The sequence below is a fragment of the Kitasatospora sp. NPDC051164 genome (assembly GCF_044455625.1).
Lineage (GTDB): Bacteria > Actinomycetota > Actinomycetes > Streptomycetales > Streptomycetaceae > Kitasatospora.
Map to the genome: position 1 here is coordinate 1 of NZ_JBITFB010000018.1, position 22,260 is coordinate 22,260.

The 22,260-nt window shown below is 73.9% G+C and carries 22 protein-coding genes and 1 tRNA gene; 11 read left to right on the plus strand and 12 right to left on the minus strand.

The window, feature by feature from the left end; all coding sequences use genetic code 11:
* Window positions 1–443: 443 nt before the first annotated feature.
* Window positions 444–1,160, plus strand: coding sequence for a G1 family glutamic endopeptidase (locus ACIBEC_RS25845; protein ID WP_360497828.1), 717 nt, complete (start codon window positions 444–446; stop codon window positions 1,158–1,160).
* 63 nt (window positions 1,161–1,223) lie between these two features.
* Here the strand turns inward: ACIBEC_RS25845 and ACIBEC_RS25850 are convergent, their stop codons facing one another.
* The 7 genes from ACIBEC_RS25850 to ACIBEC_RS25880 form a co-directional block, all read right to left on the minus strand.
* The gene (locus ACIBEC_RS25850) at window positions 1,224–2,003 is read right to left on the minus strand and encodes an alpha/beta hydrolase (RefSeq protein ID WP_360497830.1); all 780 of its coding nucleotides are present in this window, start codon (window positions 2,001–2,003) and stop codon (window positions 1,224–1,226) included.
* A complete protein-coding gene (locus tag ACIBEC_RS25855; RefSeq protein ID WP_360497832.1) occupies window positions 1,996–2,940 on the minus strand; it encodes a Rieske 2Fe-2S domain-containing protein in 945 nt (314 codons plus the stop codon). Before ACIBEC_RS25855 ends, ACIBEC_RS25850 begins: the two co-directional genes overlap by 8 nt.
* A gap of 5 nt (window positions 2,941–2,945) precedes the next feature.
* Window positions 2,946–4,175: an NAD(P)/FAD-dependent oxidoreductase gene (locus ACIBEC_RS25860; RefSeq protein WP_360497834.1), complete on the minus strand. Its 1,230-nt coding sequence runs from the start codon at window positions 4,173–4,175 to the stop codon at window positions 2,946–2,948.
* Window positions 4,172–5,377: a cytochrome P450 gene (locus tag ACIBEC_RS25865; protein ID WP_360497836.1), complete on the minus strand. Its 1,206-nt coding sequence runs from the start codon at window positions 5,375–5,377 to the stop codon at window positions 4,172–4,174. Before ACIBEC_RS25865 ends, ACIBEC_RS25860 begins: the two co-directional genes overlap by 4 nt.
* A gap of 43 nt (window positions 5,378–5,420) precedes the next feature.
* Window positions 5,421–6,290: an ABC transporter permease gene (locus ACIBEC_RS25870; protein ID WP_360497838.1), complete on the minus strand. Its 870-nt coding sequence runs from the start codon at window positions 6,288–6,290 to the stop codon at window positions 5,421–5,423.
* Complete coding sequence (locus ACIBEC_RS25875) at window positions 6,287–7,303, minus strand: ABC transporter ATP-binding protein (RefSeq protein ID WP_360497840.1); 1,017 nt, start codon at window positions 7,301–7,303, stop codon at window positions 6,287–6,289. Before ACIBEC_RS25875 ends, ACIBEC_RS25870 begins: the two co-directional genes overlap by 4 nt.
* A 93-nt stretch (window positions 7,304–7,396) precedes the next feature.
* The gene (locus ACIBEC_RS25880) at window positions 7,397–7,765 is read right to left on the minus strand and encodes a hypothetical protein (protein WP_360497842.1); all 369 of its coding nucleotides are present in this window, start codon (window positions 7,763–7,765) and stop codon (window positions 7,397–7,399) included.
* 353 nt (window positions 7,766–8,118) lie between these two features.
* On the opposite strand from ACIBEC_RS25880, the gene ACIBEC_RS25885 reads away from it, so the two are divergent.
* The 3 genes from ACIBEC_RS25885 to ACIBEC_RS25895 are packed head-to-tail and all read left to right on the plus strand — an operon-like array spanning window position 8,119 to window position 10,487.
* Window positions 8,119–9,402, plus strand: coding sequence for a cytochrome P450 (locus tag ACIBEC_RS25885; protein WP_360497844.1), 1,284 nt, complete (start codon window positions 8,119–8,121; stop codon window positions 9,400–9,402).
* On the plus strand, window positions 9,399–10,277 hold the full coding sequence (locus ACIBEC_RS25890; RefSeq protein WP_360497846.1) for a methyltransferase domain-containing protein: 879 nt from the start codon (window positions 9,399–9,401) through the stop codon (window positions 10,275–10,277). Before ACIBEC_RS25885 ends, ACIBEC_RS25890 begins: the two co-directional genes overlap by 4 nt.
* A gap of 24 nt (window positions 10,278–10,301) precedes the next feature.
* Window positions 10,302–10,487: a hypothetical protein gene (locus ACIBEC_RS25895; RefSeq protein ID WP_030245889.1), complete on the plus strand. Its 186-nt coding sequence runs from the start codon at window positions 10,302–10,304 to the stop codon at window positions 10,485–10,487.
* Between the two features lie 107 nt (window positions 10,488–10,594).
* Here ACIBEC_RS25895 and ACIBEC_RS25900 read toward each other — a convergent pair whose 3' ends face one another.
* Window positions 10,595–12,601 (minus strand): carbamoyltransferase C-terminal domain-containing protein, encoded by a 2,007-nt coding sequence (locus ACIBEC_RS25900; protein WP_360497848.1) that lies wholly within the window; start codon window positions 12,599–12,601, stop codon window positions 10,595–10,597.
* Window positions 12,602–12,866: 265 nt separating this feature from the next.
* On the opposite strand from ACIBEC_RS25900, the gene ACIBEC_RS25905 reads away from it, so the two are divergent.
* Both ACIBEC_RS25905 and ACIBEC_RS25910 read left to right on the plus strand, forming a co-directional pair.
* Window positions 12,867–13,442: a TetR family transcriptional regulator gene (locus tag ACIBEC_RS25905; RefSeq protein ID WP_360497850.1), complete on the plus strand. Its 576-nt coding sequence runs from the start codon at window positions 12,867–12,869 to the stop codon at window positions 13,440–13,442.
* An 88-nt stretch (window positions 13,443–13,530) separates the two neighbouring features.
* Window positions 13,531–15,045: an MFS transporter gene (locus tag ACIBEC_RS25910; protein WP_360497852.1), complete on the plus strand. Its 1,515-nt coding sequence runs from the start codon at window positions 13,531–13,533 to the stop codon at window positions 15,043–15,045.
* A 159-nt stretch (window positions 15,046–15,204) separates the two neighbouring features.
* Here ACIBEC_RS25910 and ACIBEC_RS25915 read toward each other — a convergent pair.
* Both ACIBEC_RS25915 and ACIBEC_RS25920 read right to left on the minus strand, forming a co-directional pair.
* Window positions 15,205–15,277: transfer RNA gene (locus ACIBEC_RS25915), tRNA-Lys, on the minus strand.
* Between the two features lie 46 nt (window positions 15,278–15,323).
* Window positions 15,324–16,094 (minus strand): DNA polymerase beta superfamily protein, encoded by a 771-nt coding sequence (locus ACIBEC_RS25920; protein ID WP_360497854.1) that lies wholly within the window; start codon window positions 16,092–16,094, stop codon window positions 15,324–15,326.
* 137 nt (window positions 16,095–16,231) lie between these two features.
* Here ACIBEC_RS25920 and ACIBEC_RS25925 point away from each other — a divergent pair, with 137 nt between their 5' ends.
* From ACIBEC_RS25925 to ACIBEC_RS25935, 3 genes are all read left to right on the plus strand, one after another.
* Window positions 16,232–17,470 carry a DNA glycosylase AlkZ-like family protein gene (locus tag ACIBEC_RS25925; RefSeq protein ID WP_360497856.1) on the plus strand — a complete coding sequence of 413 codons (1,239 nt, stop codon included), beginning with the start codon at window positions 16,232–16,234 and terminating at the stop codon, window positions 17,468–17,470.
* Between the two features lie 10 nt (window positions 17,471–17,480).
* Entirely contained in the window at window positions 17,481–18,242 is a 762-nt protein-coding gene (locus tag ACIBEC_RS25930) for an SDR family oxidoreductase (protein ID WP_360497858.1), read from the plus strand.
* Between the two features lie 141 nt (window positions 18,243–18,383).
* On the plus strand, window positions 18,384–19,079 hold the full coding sequence (locus ACIBEC_RS25935; RefSeq protein ID WP_360497860.1) for a tyrosine-protein phosphatase: 696 nt from the start codon (window positions 18,384–18,386) through the stop codon (window positions 19,077–19,079).
* 19 nt (window positions 19,080–19,098) lie between these two features.
* Here ACIBEC_RS25935 and ACIBEC_RS25940 read toward each other — a convergent pair whose 3' ends face one another.
* Entirely contained in the window at window positions 19,099–19,560 is a 462-nt protein-coding gene (locus tag ACIBEC_RS25940; protein WP_360497862.1) for an RICIN domain-containing protein, read from the minus strand.
* A 99-nt stretch (window positions 19,561–19,659) separates the two neighbouring features.
* Between ACIBEC_RS25940 and ACIBEC_RS25945 the strand changes: the two genes are divergently transcribed.
* Together ACIBEC_RS25945 and ACIBEC_RS25950 are read left to right on the plus strand one after the other, a co-directional pair.
* Window positions 19,660–20,754: a hypothetical protein gene (locus ACIBEC_RS25945; protein WP_360497864.1), complete on the plus strand. Its 1,095-nt coding sequence runs from the start codon at window positions 19,660–19,662 to the stop codon at window positions 20,752–20,754.
* A 93-nt stretch (window positions 20,755–20,847) separates the two neighbouring features.
* Window positions 20,848–21,183, plus strand: coding sequence for a hypothetical protein (locus ACIBEC_RS25950; protein ID WP_360497866.1), 336 nt, complete (start codon window positions 20,848–20,850; stop codon window positions 21,181–21,183).
* A gap of 65 nt (window positions 21,184–21,248) precedes the next feature.
* Here the strand turns inward: ACIBEC_RS25950 and ACIBEC_RS25955 are convergent, their stop codons facing one another.
* Entirely contained in the window at window positions 21,249–22,079 is an 831-nt protein-coding gene (locus tag ACIBEC_RS25955) for a TIGR02452 family protein (protein WP_360497868.1), read from the minus strand.
* Window positions 22,080–22,260 lie beyond the last annotated feature (181 nt).

Here is a 22,260-nt window from a genome sequence, read left to right on the forward strand (position 1 = left end):
AGGGCGCGGCCGCGGGGCCCCCATTTTTCCTGTGGGTGGCCCGCCCGCCGTGCGCCGGCCCCCCGGCCCCCCCCCCGGGGGGGGCGGGCCCCCCCCCGGGGCCCCCCCCCCCCCCGCGCGGCGCCCCGACCGCACATCTCCCGCAGCACCACCACGCTGACGTGTGCTGCTCGGCGACGTTCGCGCCGCACTGGCCCCGCGGCCGGCAGCTCCGCATGAAGGACCGATCGGCCGTACGGGTGCGGGCATCCGGAACATGAGATACCGCCGTGCAACGCCAAGTGCTGTATTCGGCATGGCAATTCCTTCATCAATCTTCGCGCCGCACCTCTTGCTGGGCTCATGACAGGTCGGCAACTCTGGACTGCCGCCGCGTCACGGCCACCCCCACGGCTCGTGCCGGCGTGTAAGCCTCCTGCCTGTTCCCCCACGAAGGAGCCAGCATGCGCACGTCCCTGATACGCGTCGCCACCCTCGCGGCGGCCGCCGTCCTCGCCGCCCCCGCCGTGCCGGCCACGGCGGCGGCCGCGCAGGCGGTGTCGTTCCGCCCGCTGAGCTACAACACCAACGGCTACAACTGGGGCGGCTACGCCGCCACCGGCAGCGGCTTCACCTCGGTCTCGGCGACCTGGACCGAGCCGCACGCGACGTGCAACTCCACCAACGACCTCTACGCCCCCTGGGTCGGCATCGACGGGTACGGCTCCTCCACCGTCGAGCAGACCGGGGTGGCGACCGACTGCTCCAGCGGCAGCCCCGTCAACCAGGCCTGGTACGAGATGTACCCGGCGAACCCGGTCTACCTGAGCCTCAGCTCGTACCCGGTGTCGGCCGGTGACTCCATCACCGCCTCGGTGACGTACGCCGGGAGCAACAGGTACACCCTCAAGCTGACCGACTCCTCGCGGGGCTGGACCTACAGCACCACCAAGTCCCTCACCGCGCAGCGGACCAGCGCTGAGGTCATCATCGAGTCGCCGACCGGCTCCTACCCCAACTTCGGCACCCTGAGCTTCACCTCGGCGACCGTCAACGGCAAGTCCCTCGGTTCCTCGGGCCCGGTCGCGCTCGACCCCAGCTCGAACGGCACCTACGAGGCCCGCACCGGTGGGCTCGGTTCCAGCGGCACCAGCTTCACCGAGACGTACCTGCACCAGTAGCCGCACCGACGTCGAAGCGGCCCGTTCCCTGCGCGCAGGGAGCGGGCCGCACTCGTACGACGTTCAGGCGAGGTGCGCGGCGATCAGCGGGGCGCAGACGTCGGGGCGCTCCAGGAGCGGGAGGTGGCCGGTCTCCTTCAGCGACGACAGCCGGCAGTCCGGCACGGTGTCGCGCAGCAGCTCGGCGTTGCGGACGAACGCGGGCATGTCCTCGTCGCCGAGGACGACCAGGGTCCGTGCGGTGATCCGGCGCAGGTCGTCCGCCGTGTGCCGGTGGCCGGTGAGGGCGTCCATCGCCCGGTTGCCCAGTTCGGCCCAGCTGTGGCGGGCGATGACCTCACGCAGGGCGGCGCGGAGTTCGGGGTGGCGCCGGGTGCCGGTGAAGATGTCGGGCGGGGACTGCATCCAGAGGTCGGCCAGCTGTTCGCCGGGGCCGGCGAAGCGGTAGAGCATGGCGAGCTGCCGGTAGCGGACCCGAGCCGAGTCCTCGTTGGGGGTGCCGGCCAGGGTGGGGGCGGCGAGGACCAGGCGGTCGAGCAACCCGGCCTCCTGGAAGGCGAGTTGGATGGCCGACATGGAGCCGAAGGAGAGGCCGACGAGCCTGCGGGCACCGGTCTCCTTCGCGACCTCGGCCAGCTGCCCGGCCAGGGCGGTGAGCGTCAGCCCCGGGGGAAGCGGGGCGGAGCCGCCGTGGCCGGGCAGGTCGACGCCGATGTGGGTCCAGCCGGGGAGGCGGTCCCACAGTGGCTGCCAGGTGGTGGAGTCCATGGTGTAGCCGTGGATCCACAGCACGGCCGGGCCCTCGCCCTGACGGCGCAGGTGCAGGTACGGGGCCTCAGGCACCGGTGCCTCCGGAGAAGTCGGCGCAGAAGGCCCGGAAGGCGAGCACCGGCTCGTCCCGGGCGTCGTAGCGCGGGGTCATCGTGTGGTCCAGGTGCTCCCAGACCACCTTGTCCTCGGCGAGCGCCTTCTCGCTGCCGCCGAGCAGGGCCGGCAGCGCGGCCCGCTGGTTCTCGCGCACGCCGATGGCGACCCGGGCGACGCAGCCGCCGTCCTCGGTGGGCACCGAGCCGGTGACGATCACCTGCCGTTCCTCGAGCGGGCCGAACTCGGTGACCACGATGTTCGGGCTGAACGCCTGGGCGTGGAAGCGCGGTTTGAAGTCCCAGCGGACGCGGCCGGTGCGGACCGCCTCCCAACGGATCTCCTCCAGCTTGCGGGCGTCCTGCCAGGGCGAGGCCTGCATCAGGAACTCGCCCTCGATGACCAGTCCGCCGTTGTCGCCGGCGCGGGCGGTCATGCCGCGGGTGCCGGGGACGCCGTGGACGGCCTTGAAGTGGTCGGGATCGAAGGCGTTCTCGACCACGTACTCGGAGGGCACCGCGACCGGCAGGCTGACGGCCGCGACCAGCGGGTAGTCGTCCTCCCAGCCCTTCAGCGCCTGCTCGAAGCCGCGGTCGCCGGCCGGGTCGTCGGAGAGCCGGACGAACAGCGCGTCGCCCCACTCCAGCACCCGGTGCTCGGCGACGGACCAGTGCTTGGACGGGTCGCCGAGGGCGATCCGCTTGCCGTGGAACGGGCAGACCAGGCAGTCGCCCTCGCGCCGTCCGCCGTAGCCCAGGTGGGCACCGCGGTGCGGGCAGTTGGCGTCCAGGACGCGGATCCGCCGCCCGCCCTCGCGGACGGCGATCAGGCGGCGCGGGCCGATCGCCAACGGGGTGATCTCGTCGGCCAGTTCGGATCGGAAGGCCAGCAGGTACCAGCCGTGGTGCACGGTCATCGGACTCACGTTCGTCGAATTGCCTTGAGGACTTGTTCGGCGGCCCGCTCCCCGCTCGCCAGGGCGCCGTGCACCCAGGGCAGCCGTTCGCCCGCGACGGTCGCCTCGCCGGCGAAGAACAGCGTGCCGTCCACCGGCTCCGCCCACTCCCGGGCGGCTCCTTCCAGTCCGGCGCGGGGCGCGGTGAACGCGCCGCCGGCGTACGGGTCCCGGCCCCAGTCGGCGACGGTGAGGCCGAGGACGGCGGCGTCGGAGGTCCAGGGCAGTGCGGTGGCGAGCAGGGCGGCGAGCGCCGTACGGTCGGCGGCGGCCGCGCGCAGGTCGGCGGCGGCTCCGGCCTTGGCGACCACCAGTGCCTCGGGGCGGCCGGCGGTGCAGCGGACGAAGCCGGTACGGCCGTCCACGTCGAAGACGATCATCGTGTCGGGTGCGGGCCGGTCCAGTGTCACCACGGCGCAGCAGCCGTCCCCGGCGGGCAGTCGGGCGGCGTCCGCCAGCTTGCGCGCGGGCAGTCCGGCGATCGCGCCGGCGGCGAGGACGGCGGGCGGGGCGGTGAGCACGACGGCGCGGGCGGCGGCCGTGCCCGTGTCGGTCCGGACGGTGACCCGCCCTGGTCCGTACATCAGCTCCCGGACGGGTTCGCCGAGCCGGACGTCCAGGCCCTCGGCCAGCCGCTCGGGCAGCCGGGCGAAGCCGCCCTCGACGGCGAACTCGCCCTCGCCGACGCCGTCCCGGCGGTGCGCCTCGGCGACGGCGGCGGCGCTCAGCTCGTCGGGGTCGGCGGCCCAGTTCTGCCGGAACCACTCGGTGGCGGCCGCCGCCTCCGGGCCGGTGCTGCCCTGCGCGCGCAGCCAGGTGCCGACGGACAGGCCGGTGATGCCGGGCGCGCGCTGCAGCATGGCTTCCAGCTGCCAGGGCGCGCGCCGGCCGAAGCTCAGTGTGCCCATCTCCCGGTTGGCGCCGTCCTCGACGATCCGGGCGGTGACCCGGCGTGGTACGGCGGTGGTGGCGCCCGGGCCGACCAGTTCGTGCACCGGGTTGTGGTCCCCGTGCACCACCTGGGCGCCGAGTTCCAGCGGCGGGCCGCCGTCGGCGGGGTGGTGGGTGTGGATCCGGCCGCCGAGCCGCTCCCGGGCCTCGAACACCACGACGCCCAGGCCCTCCTGGCGCAGCAGGCGGGCGCAGTTCAGGCCGGAGGCGCCGGCGCCCACCACGATGACGTCGTACGTGCTCACAGCTCGCCTCCGAGGTCGATCGGCAGCGCCCGCAGGCGGCGCGGCACCAGGCACTGGTCCCAGTCCGGGGCGCCGGCCGGGCCGCGCAGGGCCGGGTAACGGCGGACCAGGCGGGGCAGCAGCAGGGCCATGGTCTGGCGGACCAGCGGGGCGGCGAGGCAGAAGTGCGGGCCGCCGCCGAAGCCGAGGTGGGGGTTGGGGTTGCGGTCCAGGCGCAGTTCGTCGGGGCCGGCGAAGACGTCCGGGTCGCGGTTGGCGGCGGTGAGCACCGCGAGCACCCGGGCGCCGGGCGGGAGCACGCCGCCGTCGAGTTCGACCCGGTCGGTGGTGACCCGGGCGGTGAACGGGATCGGCGCCTCCAGCCGCAGCAGTTCGTCGACGGCGAGGCGGCCGGCGTCCTGGCCGGCGTCCTCGCCGGCTTCCGCGAGCCGGGCGACCGCCGAGCGGTCGGGCAGCAGCAGGTGCAGGGCGTTGCCGATGGACTCGGCGAGCGGCTGCCAGCCGCCGATGACGGCCAGGTTGAGGATGCCGAGCATCTCGGCGCGGCTGAGCCGGTCGTCGGCGGCGAGCGCGGCGAGCGGCACCCCGGCCCCGGAGGCGGTGATCCGGGCGGTGTGCTTGTCGAGGTAGTGGGTGAGCGCGCCGGCGGCGCTGCGGCCGAGGGCGGCGCGGGCGGGCGCCACCATCGGGTCGAGGTTGACCGAGGCGGCCCGGGCGAGCGCCTCGAAGCGCTTCAGCTCGGTGGCGGGCAGGCCGAAGAGGCGGGCGTAGACGGCGGTGGCGAGCGGCCGTCCGAGGTCGGCGACGGCGTCCACCGGCCGGTCGACGGGAAGGGTGTCGAGCAGCGCGTCCACGTCGGCGGCGAGGTGGACGCCGAGCGGGCGGACGGCGGCCGGCCCCAGGAGCAGCGCCCCCGGGGCCCGGAGCCGGTGGTGGTCGGGCGGGTCGGTGGTGAGCATGGACGGCGGCAGGGCGTCGTCGCGGGCGCGTTCGCGCTGGCCCTGCGCGGCCGAGAAGCGCGGGTCGCGCAGTACGGTCGCGCAGTCGGCGTGCGCGGTGACGAGCCAGAGCCGGGACGCGGCGTCGTAGTGCACCGGGTCGTTGGCCCTGAGCCACCGGTACGCCGGGTGCGGGTTCGCCCGCCCGGCCGGGGCGAACGGGTGGATCAGGTGCTCCGGCAGGCGCACCGGCGCCGTCGTCATGTCCGGCTCCGAGCGGTCGTCATGGTCCGGCTCCCAGGAGGTCTCAGCGGACCCGGGGTCCGCGCCAGCGGAAGGAGAAGGCGGTCAGTACCAGGCCGGCCAGCGACCAGGCCACCAGGACCATCGCGATGTGCCCCAGTTCCCAGTTCCCGGCGGGTTCCACGACGGTGAAGGAGTCCGGCAGGAAGACCGAGCGGAAGCCCTGGGCCATCCACTTGACCGGGAAGAACGCGGCCACGGTCTGCATCCAGGCGGGCAGTTGGCCGAACGGGAAGAACACGCCGGAGATGAACTGCAGCACCATGAAGACGGGGGTGACGATCGCCGCGGCCGACCGGCTGTTGGGGATCAGCGCCGAGTACGCGGCGCCGGCCATCGCGCAGGCGACGGTGCCGAGCGCGAGGTCCCAGCCGAGGGTGAACCAGCGTTCCGGGGTGCTGGGCAGCGGCAGCCCGAACAGGGCCAGCGCGATGCCGATCAGCAGCACCGTCTCCAGCGCGGTGGTGACGATGACCCGGACCAGCTTGCCGACGAAGTAGGCGGACTTGGGCATCGGGGTCATCGCGAGCCGCCGGACCGTGCCGGTGTCGCGCTCGATCGCGATGTTGATCGCGAGGCCGGAGAAGGCGGTGCTCATCACGCCGGCGGCGATGATGCCGGCCATGAACACCAGCTTGACGTCGGTGTCGGTGCCGGCCACCTTGCCCGAGAAGATCGAGCCGAAGACGACCAGCAGGATCACCGGGAACATCAGCGTGAAGACCAGCGACTGCTTGTTGCGGAAGAACGCCCGCAGTTCCACCTTGGAGCGGGCCGCGCCGGCCCGCCAGATGCCGGGCGGCCGGGCGGCGCTCCGGGGCGCCTCGTCGGCCTTGCGGGCCCGGGCGGTCGCGGTGGGTTGGGTGAGGGTCATCGCTTGCCCGCCTCGGGGGTGCCGTGGCTCGTGCCGTGGGTGATGCTCTGGCTGGTGTCGGCACCGCGGTCGGTGCCGTCGGCGTGCTCCCGGATCAGGTCCAGGTAGACGTCCTCCAGGGTGGGCCGGTGCACCCGCAGCTCGGGCAGCTCGCCGACGCCCGCCTGGTGCGCCCAGGGGACCAGCGCCGCGAGCAGCGCGGTCGGGGCGTGCGTGGCGATCCTGAGCACGTTGTCCACGCCCACCGGGGCCGGTTCGGCCCCGGGTGGCAGCGGCGGCAGCGTGCGGCCGGCCAGCTCCGGCGGAATCCGGAAGGAGACCGTGGTCGGAGTCTGCGTACGGCCGCCGAACTCGGCCAGCGGCCCGTACTGGACCACTCGGCCGGCGACGATCACCGCGGCGCGCTGGGCCAGCGCCTCGGCCTCGTCCAGGTAGTGCGTGGTGAGCACGGTGGTGCGACCGCGCTCGGAGAAGTAGCGGACCAGGTCCCAGGCCTCTCGGCGAGCCACCGGGTCCAACCCGGTGGTGGGTTCGTCGAGGAAGATCAGGTCCGGGTCGCCGACGATGCCCACCGCGACATCGAGCCGGCGGGCCTGGCCTCCGGAGAGGTCCGTGCTCTGCTTCTTCTCGTGCTTGCCGAGCCCGACCATGTCGATGACCTGGCCGACCGGCAGCGGGTTCGGGTAGAACGCGGCGAAGTGTTCGACCACCTCGCGCACGGTCAGGTCCGAGTAGGCGCCGGTGGTCTGCGGGACCACCCCGATCCTGGCGCGCCACTCGCGCCGGTCCTCGGCTGGGTCGCAGCCGAGGACCCGCACGTCACCGCCGGTTCGCTGGCGGACGCCCTCCAGGATTTCGACGGTCGTCGTCTTGCCCGCGCCGTTCGGCCCGAGCAGGGCGAAGACCTCACCCTGGTGGATGTCCAGATCCAGACCCTGGACCGCATGCCAGTCGCCGTAACTCTTGCGCAGGCCGCGGACTGAGACGGGGTGTTCCCCGACGGCAGTCGCCACTGTGGATCGCTCCTCTGTGGGGTGTTCAGGCCGACCCGGTCCTCGGGTCGACCGGCCGGGCGCTCTGCCCGGCGGGCGGGTTTCCCGGCTGGATCAGGTGCAGCAGCAGCACGGGCAGCAGCAGGAGTTGCCGCCGGCCGCGATGTCCGACAGGTCGCCCTCGCTCAGCTCGGCGGTGTCGATCTGCGGGGTCTCGGGGATGTGGAACTCGTAGCGACCGGTCGCCAGACCGATCTCGAAGAGCTCCACCTGCACCTCGAGGTTGCCCTCCTGCTCGCCCTCGGCGGCAGTCTGGACGATGACGATCTCGGCGTCGGCCGGGAGCTCCAGGCCGGCCTCGGCGAGGGCGGCGCGGGCGTCGGTACGCAGGCGGGCCGCGTACTCCTCGCTCGACCAGGCGCTGATCAGGGCACGGGTGTAGCCGTTGACGAACTCGGCCCGCTTCCTCTGGTCCAAAGCCATGTGACTTTTCCTTTTCTCGGTTTCCGGTGGTGCCGGCGGCGCTTCCCGGCGCTGCCTGCAAATGAAGAATGACACGGCCGCAATCGGCCGCCAAGACCTCATTTCCGGTGCCCGGACTAAGTATTGAGCACGTGCGGCAGGTGCGGTAGATTTCAGCCGTCACGCACCCATGAATACGTATCAGAATACGCATCGGAATGCGTATCCGAATACGTACGTGGGATTTCCGCGTACGCATTCCGGAGTCACGTACGTATTCCGGAGTCCCGGGTAAGCATCGAGAGGAAATCACGGGGGTGGTCCGCACCGTGCCTACGCACACCGTCCCGCCAGGCCCTGCCGACGACATCGACATGGCACTGATGAGGGAGTCGCCGCTCGACTTCATCACCGACCTGGCCCGCCGCTACGGCGACATCACCCGCCACCGTGCGGACGGCGACACCGTCTACCTGCTCAACCGGCCCGAGTACGCCAAGCACGTGCTCAAGGACAACGGCGCCAACTACACCAAGGAAGGCACCCCGGACGACGCCATGCTGCGCCCGCTGCTCGGCAACGGGCTGCTCACCAGCAACGGCGCCGACTGGGCCCGGCAGCGGCACCTGACCGCCCCGGCCTTCCGCCCCAGCGCCGTGCGCACCTTCGACACGATCGTCACCGACGCCACCAGCGGCATGCTGGAGCGCTGGCGCCCGGCGCTGGAGTCCGGCGCCCCGGTGGAGGTGGACGAGCAGTTCACCGCGCTCACCCTGGGCATCCTCACCCACGCCATCCTCGGCGCCGACATCGACGGCATCGGCGAGGGCTTCGGCCGAGCGGTCGACGCCGTCAACCGCTGCATCGGCCACTACGTACCGAACCCCGACCCCGACCCGGCCGACACCGCGCGCCGGTTCGCCGACTTCGGCCGGGCCCGGGTCTTCCTCAACACCGTCACCCGCACCCTGATCGCCTCCCGCCGCGCGGGCGGCAACGGCGGCGGCGGGGGCGGCAACCTGCTGGACACCATGATGTCCAGCGACCACCTGGTCTCCGACGAGGACCTGCGCGACCAGGTGCTGACCATCGTGATGGCCGGCCACGAGACCACCGCCAAGTCCCTGACCTGGACGCTCTACCTGCTCGACCGTCACCCCGAGGAGCTGGCCAAGGTCCGCGAGGAGGTCGACCGGGTCCTCGGCGGCCGCCCGCCGACCGCCGCCGACCTCCAGGACCTCCCGGCCTGCCGCCGGGCGATCCAGGAGGCGATGCGGCTCTACCCGCCGGTCTGGCTGATCTCCCGGCGGGCGGTGGAGGAGGACACCGTCGGCGGGTACCGCGTCGAGCCCGGCACCCTGGTGTGCGTCAGCCAGTGGGTGCTGCACCGCCACCCGGACTACTGGGACGCGCCGGACGCGTACCGCCCCGACCGCTTCGACGGCGCCACCCTCCCCAGCCACCTCTACCTGCCGTTCGGCGGCGGCGACCGGATCTGCGTCGGACAGCACTTCGCGATGCTGGAGGCGGTCCTGGTGCTCGCCACGCTGCTGCAGTCGGTCCGGCTGGAACTGGTCGAGGGCTTCCCAGTGGAACCCGAGGCCCTGGTCACCCTCCGCCCCAAGCACGGCATGACGATGATCGCGAGGCCCCGATGACCACCGCCCCTGCCCTTGACCGCCCGGCCGAGGACCGTCCCGTCGGCGGCTCCTACGACCCGGCCCGCACCACCGGCGGCGGCCTGACCGCCGAACTCGACCGGCTGGAGGCGCAGGCCGCGCTCTCCTTCCCCGAGGAGCTGCGCATCCTGCGCGAACTCGGCCTGGGCGGCGGCACCGTCCTCGAACTCGGCGCCGGCCCGGGCGCGGTGACCCGACGGCTGCGCGCCGCGCTGCCCGCCGGCACCGCCCTGATCGCCGCCGACATCGACGGCGGGCTGCTCACCCACGCGGCCGGCCCCGGCGTCACCCTGCTGGTCGCCGACGGCGCCGACCTGCCGCTGCCGGATGCCAGCGTGGACTTCGTCCTGCTCCGCTACGTCCTCCAGCACGTTCCCGACCCGGCCGCCGTCCTGGCCGAGGTCCGCCGGGTGCTGAAGCCCGGCGGGCGGGTCGCCTGCACCGAGGTCGACTCCGCGCTGTGGGGCGCCGCCGAGCCCTCGTACCCCGAACTCGCGGGCGTGCACGCCAAGATGGCCGCCGCCCAGCGCGCCGACGGCGGCGACCGGTCGATCGGCCGACGGCTGCCCCGGCTGCTGCACGCGGCCGGCTTCGACGAGGTCGTGCTGCGCCCCTTCGCCACCACCAACGACGACCACCCCACCGACGCCTTCGCCCCCCAGCTCGGCCCGCAGCGGCTGGAACCGCTGGTGGCCCGGGGCGTCCTCTCCCTGGCCGAACTCGCCCTCGCCGCCGACCGCTGGAACCGCTTCCGGTCGGACCCCGACGCCTGGGTGATGCTGCTCGGCCTCACCGCCGCCGCGACCGCACCCGCGGGCCGCGGACCGCAGGAAACCGTCCGAGAGCAGCACTGACAGAGCAGCACTGAAAGGAAACCCGTGCACCCCAAGGTCAAGATCTTCATCACCATCTTCTGCTACATCAGCGCCGTGGCCGGCCTGATCACCGCCGTGATGGACGCCAGCCACAAGCCCGCCCAGACCACCGACGCGGTCGTCGCCGGCGTGCTCGGCGTCGCCTTCCTGCTGGGCGGTCTGGCGCTGACCCGGAAGCCGCGCTACTGACGGTGGTGTCGACGCCCGGTCGCTTAGCAGCAACAACGGGTCGGGGGGTAAGGCTTCAAAAGCCTTACCCCCCGACCCGTTTCCGGTACGGCCTACTACGCGTCCGCCTAACGCGACCGGCGCAGCGGGTTGATCACCCCGAACGCCCCGGTCAGCGTGGACGGGTCGACGAAGGAGCCGCCCGGCCCGTGCGTGCGGCGGAAGTTGTCGACCAGCCCGCGGAACGACGGGTCGACCTTCGCGCGGTACGCGGCCAGCAGGTTGACCCGCTCCGGCGTGGACAGCTCCTGCTCGGCACGCAGCTGGTGGCTGCGCGACAGGTGGTACATGCCCTCGACGGTGTACCCGGCGTCCAGCCAGCCCTGCCACAGCGCGTCGCGGTCCGCCTCCTGCCCGGCGAAGTACGCCAGGGCGCGCTGCCGCGGCTCGGTCGGCGCGGCCGCGGCCGGCACCGGCTCGGCCCGCAGCTCGACCCGCCGCCCGCACAGGTACAGCACCGCGACGCCCTTGCGGACGCAGAAGTTGAGCGCCTCCCCGGCCTGGTCGACGACGGCCTCGGCCTTGTCGTTGAGCGAGGTGTTGCACAGGATCGGCACCCCGGTCGCGGCCCGGAACGCGTCCAGCGCCCGGTGCAGCCGCGGGTTGGACTCGGCGGTGACGGTCTGGTGCCGGGCCGAGCCGTCCAGGTGGACGATCGCGGGCACCAGGTCCCGCACCTCCGGCCGGACCTGGACGGCCTCGAGCATGTACGGCGACTCGCGGTCCGAGGCGAACCACTCGCCCGCGTACTCGGCCATCACCATCGGCGCGACCGGGCGCCACCACTGGCGCCGCTTGTACGTGTTCAGCAGGTCCTTGACCTTGTGCGAGCGCGGGTCCCCGATCAGGCTGCGGTGGCCCAGCGCGCGCGGCCCGAGCTCGGCCCGGCCGTCCACCCAGGCGATCACGCCGTCCGAGACGTCGGCGACGAACCGCTCGGCCTCGAAGTCCGTCACCGAGGCGATCCACGGCGCGAACTCGGCCAGCGCCTCCTCGACGTCCAACACGTCCCGGCCGTAGTACGGCGAGACGATCCGCAGTCCGGCCTCCGCCAGCGCACCGGCCCCGTACAGGCCGAGCAGGCCGAGGCCGATGCCCTGGCCGGAGTCGTTGGCGCACGGCGGGGTGACCAGGCCCTTGAAGCCGAACCGGTCCATCAGCAGCGTGTTGGTGGGACAGTTGAGCGCGTAGCCGCCGCTGGTCGACAGGTGGGTGTCCTCGGCGCGGATGCCGCCGACCTCCAGCAGCCGTTCCACGTTGCGGATCGCGACGCCCTCGCAGCAGCGCTGGATGACCTTCATCACCGCGCTGCGCAGGTGGTCCTCGCGGCTGAGCGTGTCGTCGAGCTCGACGCCGGCCAGCTGCTCGTCGGCGGCGGCCACCACGGCGCGCACGAGGTCGTGCGCGGCCTTCCAGGGCTGGGTCGCGGCGCCGCCGAAGAAGGTGACGTCCGCGATGGCCGCCTCGGCGTCGTACTCGATCGCCGCGGTCGAGGCCGAGGCCAGCGCCATCAGCGAGCCGGGCTCCAGACCGAACACCGTCTCGGCGGCGGTGTACAGCGGGCCGGGCGACTCCACCGGCTCGAAGGTGATCCGCCCCTGCTTCACCACGCAGCCGGCGTACCAGTAGGTGTTCGGGCGGCTCTCCTGCGCGTAGTCGGGCAGTGCGTCGATCGCCAGACCGATGATCTGCCCGTCACGGAACAGCGGGACGTCCCGCAGCACCCCGCTGAACAGGTGCGCCAGGCTGTGCAGCGGGAACTCCTCCGACCCGGCCGGCTTGGGCACCGGCTGCGCCTTCGGCAGCCCCGGCGTGCCCCAGGTCGCCGTCACGTCGTCGAGGGTCAGCCCCTCCTCGGCCAGCAGGGCCGACAGGAAGGCCTCGGCCCGGCCCTCGGTGTACAGCGGCCAGAAGTGGTGCTTCTGCCCGCTGACCCGCTCCAGTTCCCACACCCGCACCAGTTCGACGTCGGCGCCGTCCCGGCGCCACAGCGCGACATTCTGGTCGTGCCGCACCGAGAAGACCGCACCCGGCCCCGGCGGCGTGAGATAGGCGGAAAGGAAATACTCGGCCACGGTTACCTCTTTTTCCTCGGTCTGCCCAGGAGGAGGTAATTCCGACCCGTTCGCGAGGGGATTTCCCGCACCCCGCCCAGGGCCGGCCGCCCGCCCCCGGCACCAGCGACTACCCGGTCATTCGACCATGCGTGCGGACGCCCGGTACATACTGAAATCCCCGTTTACGCACGTCCCGGCCGCCCGCATACGCATGCGCAGCGGGGCCGGCGGCCCGTCTGACGGAGTTTTTGACAGAGCAGCCAAGAACTGCCATCATCCTCCCATGGCACGCCCGAGGAAGTTCGACACCGAGGCCGCGATCGACGCGGCCATGAACACCTTCTGGACCAAGGGGTACACCGCGACCTCGACCGACGACCTGGCCGAGAGCACCGGCATGCTGCGCGGCAGCCTGTACAACGCCTTCGGCGGCAAGCGGCAGCTGTTCGAACTGGCGCTGCGCCGCTACCGGGAGCAGGGCGCCGCCGGCGCGAACGCCATGGCCGACGACCAGCCGCCACTGGAGCGCATCCGGCGGCTGCTGCGCGCCGGGGTGGACCGCACGACGGCCGACCACCGCGGCTGCCTGGCCGTCAACACCGTGACCGAACTGGCTGGCCCCGAGCCGGAGTTGGCACACCTGGCCCGACAGGCCTTCATCCCGCTGGAGTCCGCGCTGGCGACGGCGGTCGAGGCGGGCCGGGTCCGCGGCGAGATCCGCGCGGACCGCACCCCGCAGCAGCTCGCCCGGCAGGTGATGGCCGCCTTCCACGGCCTGCTGCTGCAGGCCAAGGCCGGCTTCGAGCCCGAATCGCTGCACGCGACCATCGACGCCGTCGTCGACGACCTGCGCGCCTGAGCTTCTCCGCCGGGCCACCCCCGGCGCTTTTCCTGCCCAAGTTTTTGGCACTTCAGACAATAACAGCCCTCACCGGAGGCCTGACCCGATGTCCGTCCAGCCCCGCCCGACCCATCAGTCTCGCCCGCCCCGTCCGTGCAGCCCACTCCAGCGGCTCCGCCCACCCCTCCTGCCCGTCATCCTGGCGGCCTTCTTCATGTACGGCTTCGACGGCAACGTCGTGAACGTTGCCCTGCCCGCCATCCGCGCCGACCTCGGCGCCGGCCAGGCCATGCTGGAACTCGTCGTCGCCGGCTACGTGTTCAGCTACGCCACCGGACTCGTCCTCGGCGGACGGCTCGGCGACATCCTCGGCCACCGGCGGATGTTCCTTACCGGGATGGCCGCCTTCACCCTGGCCTCCGTGCTGTGCGGACTGGCCCAGTCCCCCACCCAGCTGGTGCTCGCCCGCCTGCTCCAGGGCCTCACCGCCGCAGCCATGGTGCCCCAGGTGCTCGCCCTGATCACCACCGCCCTCCCCGCCGAGGGCCGGCCCCGCGCCCTGGCCTGGTTCGGCGTCACCGGCGGACTCAGCGGCGTCTGCGGCCAGTTGCTGGGCGGCGTCCTGCTCGACGGCGACCTCTTCGGCCTCGGCTGGCGCGCCGTCTTCCTCGTCAACCTGCCGGTCGGCCTGATCGTCCTCGCCGTCGCCGCCGCCGTCCTGCCCCGCACCACCACCGGCCGCCGCCCGGCCCTCGACGGCATCGGCGTGCTCGCCGTCTCCGGCTCGCTGGCCCTGGCCCTCGTCCCGCTCGTCCTAGGCCGGGAGGCCGGCTGGCCGCTGTGGGCCTGGGCGATGCTCGCCGCCGCCGTCCCCGCCTTCCTGGCCGCCCTGCGCTGGGAGAGCCGCCTCGCCGCCCGCGGCGGACAGCCGCTGCTCGACCCGGCGCTGTTCCGCGGCCGGGTCTTCCGGACCGGACTGGCCGTCAACGCCGCCTTCATGGCCTTCTTCGCCGGCTTCGTCTTCGTCATCAGCCTCACCGTGCAGACCGGCTTCGGCTACAGCCCGCTCCGCTCCGGCCTGGTCTTCACCCCCATGGCCGTCCTCGCCATGGTCTCCTCGCTGACCGGCAAGCGCCTGATCCCCCGGTACGGGCTCCGCGTCCCCGTCGTCGGCGGACTGATCACCGCCCTGAGCCTGCTGCTCACCGCCCTCGCCCTGCAGACCGACGGCGAACAGCACGCCCTCCCCTGGCTGCTGACCACCATGGGCCTGATGGGCATCGGCAACGGCCTCGTCCTGCCCTCCCTGATCGGCGCCCCGATGGCCGGCATCACCCCCGAGCGCGCCGGCACCGCCGCCGGCACCCTCTCCACCACCCAGCAGTTCGCCGCCGTCACCGGCGTCGCCGTCCTGGGCGGCACCTACTTCGCCGTCCTCGACCACCACACCCACGCCACCGCCGCGGCAGCCGCCACCTGGCTCGCCCTCGCCGCCGTCCTCGCCATGATCGCCCTCACCCTCCGCCTCTCCCGCGCCACCACCGCCCCCACCACCGCCCCCGCCACCGCCGAAGCCTCTCCCGCCCGCACCGCCGTCCCGGCACCCGCTCGGGCGAGCTGAGCGACCTCCGGCGCCAACGGGCCCCTGGCCTCACTGCAGTTGAGCCTCCACCCGGGCCCGACCCGCCCGCCCCGGCCGGGCCCCTCCCCGGCCCCGAAGACGACGAAGGGCATCCTCCCCTCAGGGGAGAACGCCCAGGTCGGACAGCATTCGATCGGGTGGGGCACCAGGGGCTCGAACCCTGAACCTACGGATTAAAAGTCCGCAGCTCTGCCAATTGAGCTAGTACCCCGCGGCCCTTGGTCCCGGTGGTGCCTGGTGGGAGGGCCAGGGCGATCCTACCCGGTGGGGCCCCGGGCTCCGCCAGTGGATTGCGCGGGCGCGCCGGGGGTGTGCAGCGGCCCTTGAGGCGGGGTGTAGTGGGCGGCGCGGACGCGGCGAAGCCAGGCTTCGGCGGGGCGGGGGTCGGGAGCGGCCGGGAGGACGCCGGGACCGGCCAGCCGGTCGGCGGCGTCGGCCAGCAGGGATTCGGCGACGGCGGGGCGGTCGGCGATGCGTTCGCCGAGGTCGCGGATCCGTTCCGGGTCGGGCAGCCGGATCAGGTTGCGGCCGGTTTCGTGCAGGCGGACGGCCTGCTCGACCAGCCGGACCAGGTGCCGGGCGTGTTTGGCGGCCCGGCGGCGGGTGGCCGGGTCGGTGGTGTCGCGGGTCAGCAGCTTGCGGAACTGCTGGTCGGCGTACCCGAGGTAGGCCTTCCGCACGGCGGGGGCGCTGAGGAAGGCCGCCCGGATGCCGATCAGCTCCTCGCCGAGCGGAGTGCGGGTCTCGTACAGATGGTCCGGCAGCCAGACGAGTTCGGATGCGGTCGGGTTGCAGGTCAGCGCGAGCCGGCACCACTTGGCGGCCTCGTGCAGGGTGAGGTCGGGCCGGGTGCTGACGTGCGACTCGGCCGGGCGGTGCAGGCCGTGCAACTCCTCGGTGGGGGTGGCGAACAGGCCCAGCCGGTCGAGGTCGGAGCCGGCGTGGGCGAAGCCGTACGCGGTGGAGCCGACGATGCCGGAGAGCAGGACGGTGCCCGGAGTCTCCGCTGGGGACAGGGCTGCGGGCACGGGCGGTCTCCTCCCGGGAGGCGTACGGGCGGGCTGCGGACGGGCTGCGGACAGGTACGGGGCATCCTCTCCGGAACAGGCCGCGCCGGGCGAGCGAATTCCGGTCCGGGGCCCGCCCGGCCGCCGATACTGGCCGCATGGAGCACGATCCCCACATGGAAGCGGTGGCAGCCGTCGGCGTCGAGAAGCTGCGGGCCTGGTGGTCGCACCGGCAGTGGCTGGACCGCCCGCACAGCGGCGCGTCCGCCGCCGAGGTGCTGGCTGCCACCGGCTGGGCCCGCTCGGTGGGCGGCGCGGCGCCGTACCTGGGCCTGTTCGCCCGGGCCGGGATCCGCCGGGCGGCGGTGGACGCGGCGGTGGCCCGGCTCGAGGTGCACGAGCTACCGGCCGCGCGGGGCTGTACGTACGTGCTGCCGGCCGCCGACTTCGCGCTCGGCCTGGCCGCCGGCGCGGCCGCGCCGGCGGGTGAACTGGTCGCGGCGGAGAAGCACCTGGGGGTCGGCCGGGACGAGGTGGAGAAGCTCTGCCTGGCCATCGAGCGCGTCGTGTCCCCGGACGAGCCGCTGGACCCGACCACGATCCGGGAGTCGGTCGGCGAAGCGGTCCGCCCGCTCGGCGACGCGGGCCGGAAGCGCGGCGTCGCCACCACCCTGCCGCTCGCCCTCGGGCTGATGCAGTCGCGCGGCCGGCTCCGCCGGGTGCCCGTCAACGGCCGTCTGGACCAGCAGCGTTACGGCTACGTCGGCTGGGACCAGCCGGTCGCGGGGGACGCCGTCGACCTCGCCCGCCGCTACTTCGCCTGGGCCGGCCCGGCCACCCTCAAGCACTTCCGCTGGTTCTCCGGCTTCACCGCCGCCACCGCCCGCCGGGCCGTCGCCGAGGCGGGCGTGGTGCCGCTCGCACCCGGCTCGGAGCTCCTGTTGCCGCCCGAACTCGCCGAGGAGTTCGCCGAGTTCAGGGTACCGCGCAGACCGCACTACACCCTGCTGGCCGGCATCGACGGCATCCACCTGCTGCACCGCGAGCTGTCCCGGCTGCTCGACCCCGCCGACGCCGCCCGCCCGCTGCCCGCCGGCCGGTCCGGCCGCGCCTTCGGCAACGAGGCCGACCCCCAGACCCACGTCGTGCTCGACCGCGGCCGGATCGTCGGGCTCTGGGAGTACGACACCGAGCGGGCCGAGATCGTCCTGCTGCCCTTCGTCCCGCTCGACGACGCCCTGCGCGAGGCGGTGGCGCGCACCGAGGCGTTCGTCCGCGAGGAGCTCGGCGACGCCCGGGGTTTCAGCCTCGACTCGCCGAAGAGCCGGGCGCCGAAGATCGCGGCGCTGCGGGCGGCGGCGGGCGCGGCGGGCGTGGCCCGCCCAACGGCCGGGTAGCGTACGGATCATGTCGACCACCACCACCGACGGCGTCCTGCTCGTCACCGGCGCCGGCCGCGGCATCGGCGCCGCCACCGCCCTGCTGGCCGCCCGCCGCGGCTACCGGGTCTGCGTCAACTACCGTACGGACGAGGCCTCGGCGGCCGCCGTGGTGGACGCTGTCCGGGCCGAGGGCGGCACCGCCCTCGCCGTCCGCGCCGACGTCAGCCGGACCGCCGAGGTGGAGCGGCTGTTCGCCACCGTGGACGCCGAACTCGGGCCGCTCACCGGCCTGGTGAACAACGCGGGCACGCTGGAGAAGCAGTGCCGGCTGGAGGAGATCGACGAGGACCGGCTGAACCGGATCTGGGCCTCCAACATCACCGGCCCGTTCCTGTGCGCGGCCCAGGCCGTCCGCCGGATGTCCACCCGGTACGGCGGGCGCGGCGGCGCCATCGTCAACGTCTCCTCGGCCGCCTCCCGGATCGGCTCGCCGAACGAGTACGTCGACTACGCGGCCGCCAAGGGCGCGGTGGACTCGATGACCCGCGGCCTCGCGCTGGAGGTCGCCGCCGAGGGGATCCGGGTCAACGCGGTGCGGCCCGGGCTGATCCACACCGACATCCACGCGCTCGGCGGCGAGCCCGGGCGGGTCGACCGGGTCGCCCCGAACCTGCCGATGCGGCGCGGCGGGCAGCCGGAGGAGGTCGCCGAGGCGATCCTCTTCCTGCTCTCCCCGGCCGCCTCGTACACCACGGGGGCGTTCCTGGAGGTCTCGGGCGGCCGCTGACCGCCGTTCCCGGGCGGCTGACGATCCCCGAGGGCCGTTCCCGGGCGGGTCGGGGGCCGATTTCGGACAGCGTCGACCCGCTACCGAAGGGCCCCTCCGGTTTCCTTCCGCACGTCTGCCCCCGCCCGTACGGTGGAGGCCATGACCGACGCCTTCATCGACATCCCCGGTGTGCGCAACTTCCGTGACGCGGGCGGCATCGGCGCCCTCCGCCGGGGCGTGCTCTACCGCTCCGGCTCCTTCCACGCGCTCACCGAGGAGGGCGCCCGGCGGCTCAAGGCCCTCGGCCTGCGGACGGTGATCGACCTGCGCAGCGCGTTCGAGCTGGAGATCTGGCCGGACCAGCGGCACGGCCTCGACCACGAGGCGTTCAACCTGCCGACCCTGCCCGCCGACCGCGGCGGCGTCGACCGGCCCTGGCCGGAGGACCAGGCCGCCCTCTACCCCTTCATGGCCGAGACGGCCGGGCCCTCGCTCGCCGCCGTCATGCGCCGCCTCGCCGCACCGGATTCGCCGGCCGTCGTGGTCCACTGCGCCGTCGGCAAGGATCGCACCGGCCTCACCATCGCCGTCCTGCAGTCCCTGCTGGGCGCCTCCGAGGCCGACATCACCGCCGACTTCGTGCTCTCCAACCTCGGCCTCGGCCTGGACAAGGGCCCCGTCCCGTACGTCGACGAGACCGGCGCCGAACGCCTCTCCCGGCCGGTCGGCGCCGAGCTCCTCGCCTCCTCCCTCGCCTGGATCCGCACCCACCACGGCACGATCCCCGCCTACCTGCGCCACCACGGCGCCACCGAGGCCGAACTGGACGCCGTCCGCGCCAACCTCTCGGCCTGAGCGGCGGCCGGGCCCACCGCTACCCCCGGCGCTCGAAGCGCCACCACTGGGTCGGCTCGTCGAGGTCCTCCCACTGGTGGACGACACCGTCCGGGCTCTCCGGCGCGGTCAGCGGCTTGCCACTGATGAAGCTGGTGACGGTGTACGTCCCGGGGGCGTCCACGTGGGCTTCCAGCAGCCATTCCTGGGCTCCGAAGGCGTTGGCGCCCCACTGCTGGACGGGGACGCCGTTGTCCGGGGAGGCGCCGGTGACGTCGAGGCGCTTGCCGCTGGCGGCGTTCTCGACGTGGAAGAGCGCGCCGCCCGGGTGGACGGCGGTGAGGTGCCAGAGCTGGGCGTCGGTGCCGTCGTCCGCGCCCAGGACGATCCGGGCGCCGCTGCGCCGGGAGGCGTCGGCGACCTGCAGCAGCAGGCCGCTGCCGACGTTGCGGACGAGGTAGCTGCCGTCGGTGATCGCGGAGTCGGTCGCGCTGTCAGTCACGGTCGAAGTCTGCCACCGGGCACCGACAGGACTCGTGGCCGTAGTGGCCGCGCGGCAGGCGTTTCGACCGGACCGGCTCCGCCGCCTATGCTGCGGCGAATGTCCACCGAGCAGATACCGTCGCACCGTCAGCAGCCCGCGTTCCTCGACGCCGTGGCCGAACTGGAGGCGGTGGTCGCCGCCGGGGACGACGAGCGTTTCGGCTCCGCCCTCGGCCTGGTCGGCGGCCTGTTCGGCTCGGCCGACCCGGAGGAGCGGGCGGCGGCCGGCCCCCGGCTGGCCGCGCTGCTGCCGGACGCCCCGCCGTTCCCCCGTTCCCACCTGGCGATGGTGGTGGGTGCCTGCGTCGAGTACGGGGCCGACCCGGTCGCCTGTGCCGGCCCGGTGCTGGCCGGCCTGCGCGGGGCGCTGACCGGGGTGGAGCTGCTGGTGCGGCGCTGGGCCGAGACCGGCGGCGGCCCGCTGCCGGACCCGGAGGAGGACGATCCGGCCGCTGCCCACGAGCGGATCGCCGACCCGGCGCTGCTGGACGAGTGGCACGCGCACCTGGCCGTGGTCGGCTGGTGGACGCTGCACCTGTGGCAGCAGGCGTCCTGGGCGGTCTACTCGCACGCCCCGGTCCGGGCCGAGGCCCACGCCTCGGGGGTGACCGAGGCGCTCGTGGAACTGTTCGGCCGGTACGGGGGCGAGCAGCACGACCTCAGGGGCCTGGCCCACCTGGCGCTGATACTGGACGACGAGCCGCTGCTGGTGCTCGACCGTCCGACCGGCACCGGCTACCTGCTGCGGATGAGCGGCCTGAGCGACACCTTCCAGCTGCACACCCTGCTCGCCGACGTGCTGATCGGCGGCGGCCACCTGCCCGGCGCCCCGCAGGACCCGGAGGTGGCGGCGCTGGCCCGGACGGCCTTCCTGGACGGCCGCCGGGTGACCGCGACCGGCGCCTTCAACCTGGTCGCCCCGGACGGCTCCTGGCTCTGGAACGAGGGCACCCCGAGCGACATCCCGGTGCTGGACGGCCTGCGCACCCTGGTGCTGGAGCCGCTGCCGTACGAGCGCAGCTGGTCGGCCGGGCGGTTCATCCAGGAGGTCCCGGGCGACCTGCGGCTGGAGCGGGTGCTCGACCCGGCGGAGGCGGCGTACAAGCTGGCCCGTACGGCCCCGGGGCAGTCCCCCGCGGAGGCCTTCCGGTAGCGGGCGTACCGACGAGCCGCAGGCCCCGGAGGTTCGCCGGCCCGGTCGGGTTAGGGTCGGAATCCGACACAGCCCCGAGGAGTGGAGTCGACGATGGCGAAGGTCCCGAACGTGCTCGCGGCCGCCGCGCCCGCCGCGCTGACCGCGGCGAGCGGTCTGGTCGGTGGTTACGGCGTCGCCCGCTGGACCGGCCGGCGCGAACTGGGCGGCGCGGTGCTGGCGGTGGCCGGCGCCGGGGCGGCCGCGCAGTGGCGCCGCAGCTCGGGCCCGGGCGCCGCGGCGGCGCTGACCGGCCTGTACGTGGCGGCCTTCGGCGGCTCGCACCCGCTGGCGAAGAAGATCGGCGCCTGGCCGTCCGTCTTCGCCGTCACCGGTGTGGTCGTGGCGGCCTCCACGGCCGCGACGGCGCTGTCCGCCCGCAAGCGGTAGCCGGCCCGCGGTAGTCGGCCCGCGGTAACCGGCGGCCCGCCGAACGGGACGGCCCGCCGCTCCCGCTACTGCTTCCCCTTGCCGAACCGGGCCTCGAAGGCGGCCCGGTTCGCCGAGACCGGCGAGCGGTCCCAGACCGCGAACACCACCCGCTCGAAGGCCGCCCCGTACCGGGCCAGCGCGGCCTCGAAGGCCTCGGCGACCCGGGCCGGGTCGTTGCCGAACACCCCGCAGCCCCAGGCGCCGAGCACCAGCGCGCGCACCTCGTGCCGGGCCGCCGCCGCGAGCACCCGGACGGCCCGCTCGGCGAGCACGCCCCGCACGTCCGTACCGGGCGAACGCCGTTCCAGCTGCCCGGCGTTGGGCGCGGGCGAGGTCAGGAAGGTGACCGGGTACGGCTGCGCCAGCAGGTCTCCGCGCCGGTCCCGGATCACCGGCACGTCGGGCGAGACGATCACCCGGTGGCTGTACCGGAGGTCGGTGGAGGCCCGGTGCGCCTCGTAGTAGTCCGGCGCCTCCAGCAGGCAGCTGTACAGCAGCGCGCTGCGGCACACGTCCTCCTCCTGGGCGCGGGCCCCGCGCAGGTACCCGCCGCCGGGGTTGCGCGCGGAGGCGAAGTTCAGCACCCCGACCGGGCCGGCCAAGGCCTCGACCAGCCGCCGGGCGGCCTCGATGCTCCCCTCGGCCGTCACCTCGACGCTGCCGCGCGGCCCCGGGCCCGGCTCGCCCGCCGCCACCAGCGCGTCCAGCGCCTGCGGCGTGTACGACACCGTGCCGGCCTGCGCCGCCGTCAACTGCTTCCCCACCCGCACGGGTTCGCCGCCGGCCGTCCGGTAGTCCCCCCGCTCGGCGATCTCCTCGTTCACCCGTGCCACGTCCTGCAGTCTGCTGCTCATGCTCCGGACGCTACGGGACTACCGCGTCCGCGCGCCACAGGTTATTCTCACTTCCAGAACAACACCTCGGGGGGAGCATGACGAGGTGTCGGGGGGTATCGGGGGAACGCGAAGGGCCCGCTCCGGGGGACGGAGCGGGCCCTTCGTACGTTCAGCCGGGCGGGCGGTCGACTACCGCCCG

What these genes read in the sequence shown, in the direction of transcription:
- ACIBEC_RS25845 (WP_360497828.1), top strand. Translation starts at nt 444, where the DNA reads ATGCGCACGTCCCTGATACGCGTCGCCACCCTCGCGGCGGCCGCCGTC.
- ACIBEC_RS25855 (WP_360497832.1), bottom strand. Translation starts at nt 2,940, where the DNA reads ATGACCGTGCACCACGGCTGGTACCTGCTGGCCTTCCGATCCGAACTG.
- ACIBEC_RS25865 (WP_360497836.1), bottom strand. Translation starts at nt 5,377, where the DNA reads ATGACGACGGCGCCGGTGCGCCTGCCGGAGCACCTGATCCACCCGTTC.
- ACIBEC_RS25870 (WP_360497838.1), bottom strand. Translation starts at nt 6,290, where the DNA reads ATGACCCTCACCCAACCCACCGCGACCGCCCGGGCCCGCAAGGCCGAC.
- ACIBEC_RS25880 (WP_360497842.1), bottom strand. Translation starts at nt 7,765, where the DNA reads ATGGCTTTGGACCAGAGGAAGCGGGCCGAGTTCGTCAACGGCTACACC.
- ACIBEC_RS25885 (WP_360497844.1), top strand. Translation starts at nt 8,119, where the DNA reads ATGGCACTGATGAGGGAGTCGCCGCTCGACTTCATCACCGACCTGGCC.
- ACIBEC_RS25890 (WP_360497846.1), top strand. Translation starts at nt 9,399, where the DNA reads ATGACCACCGCCCCTGCCCTTGACCGCCCGGCCGAGGACCGTCCCGTC.
- ACIBEC_RS25905 (WP_360497850.1), top strand. Translation starts at nt 12,867, where the DNA reads ATGGCACGCCCGAGGAAGTTCGACACCGAGGCCGCGATCGACGCGGCC.
- ACIBEC_RS25910 (WP_360497852.1), top strand. Translation starts at nt 13,531, where the DNA reads ATGTCCGTCCAGCCCCGCCCGACCCATCAGTCTCGCCCGCCCCGTCCG.
- ACIBEC_RS25925 (WP_360497856.1), top strand. Translation starts at nt 16,232, where the DNA reads ATGGAGCACGATCCCCACATGGAAGCGGTGGCAGCCGTCGGCGTCGAG.
- ACIBEC_RS25930 (WP_360497858.1), top strand. Translation starts at nt 17,481, where the DNA reads ATGTCGACCACCACCACCGACGGCGTCCTGCTCGTCACCGGCGCCGGC.
- ACIBEC_RS25935 (WP_360497860.1), top strand. Translation starts at nt 18,384, where the DNA reads ATGACCGACGCCTTCATCGACATCCCCGGTGTGCGCAACTTCCGTGAC.
- ACIBEC_RS25945 (WP_360497864.1), top strand. Translation starts at nt 19,660, where the DNA reads ATGTCCACCGAGCAGATACCGTCGCACCGTCAGCAGCCCGCGTTCCTC.
- ACIBEC_RS25950 (WP_360497866.1), top strand. Translation starts at nt 20,848, where the DNA reads ATGGCGAAGGTCCCGAACGTGCTCGCGGCCGCCGCGCCCGCCGCGCTG.
- ACIBEC_RS25955 (WP_360497868.1), bottom strand. Translation starts at nt 22,079, where the DNA reads ATGAGCAGCAGACTGCAGGACGTGGCACGGGTGAACGAGGAGATCGCC.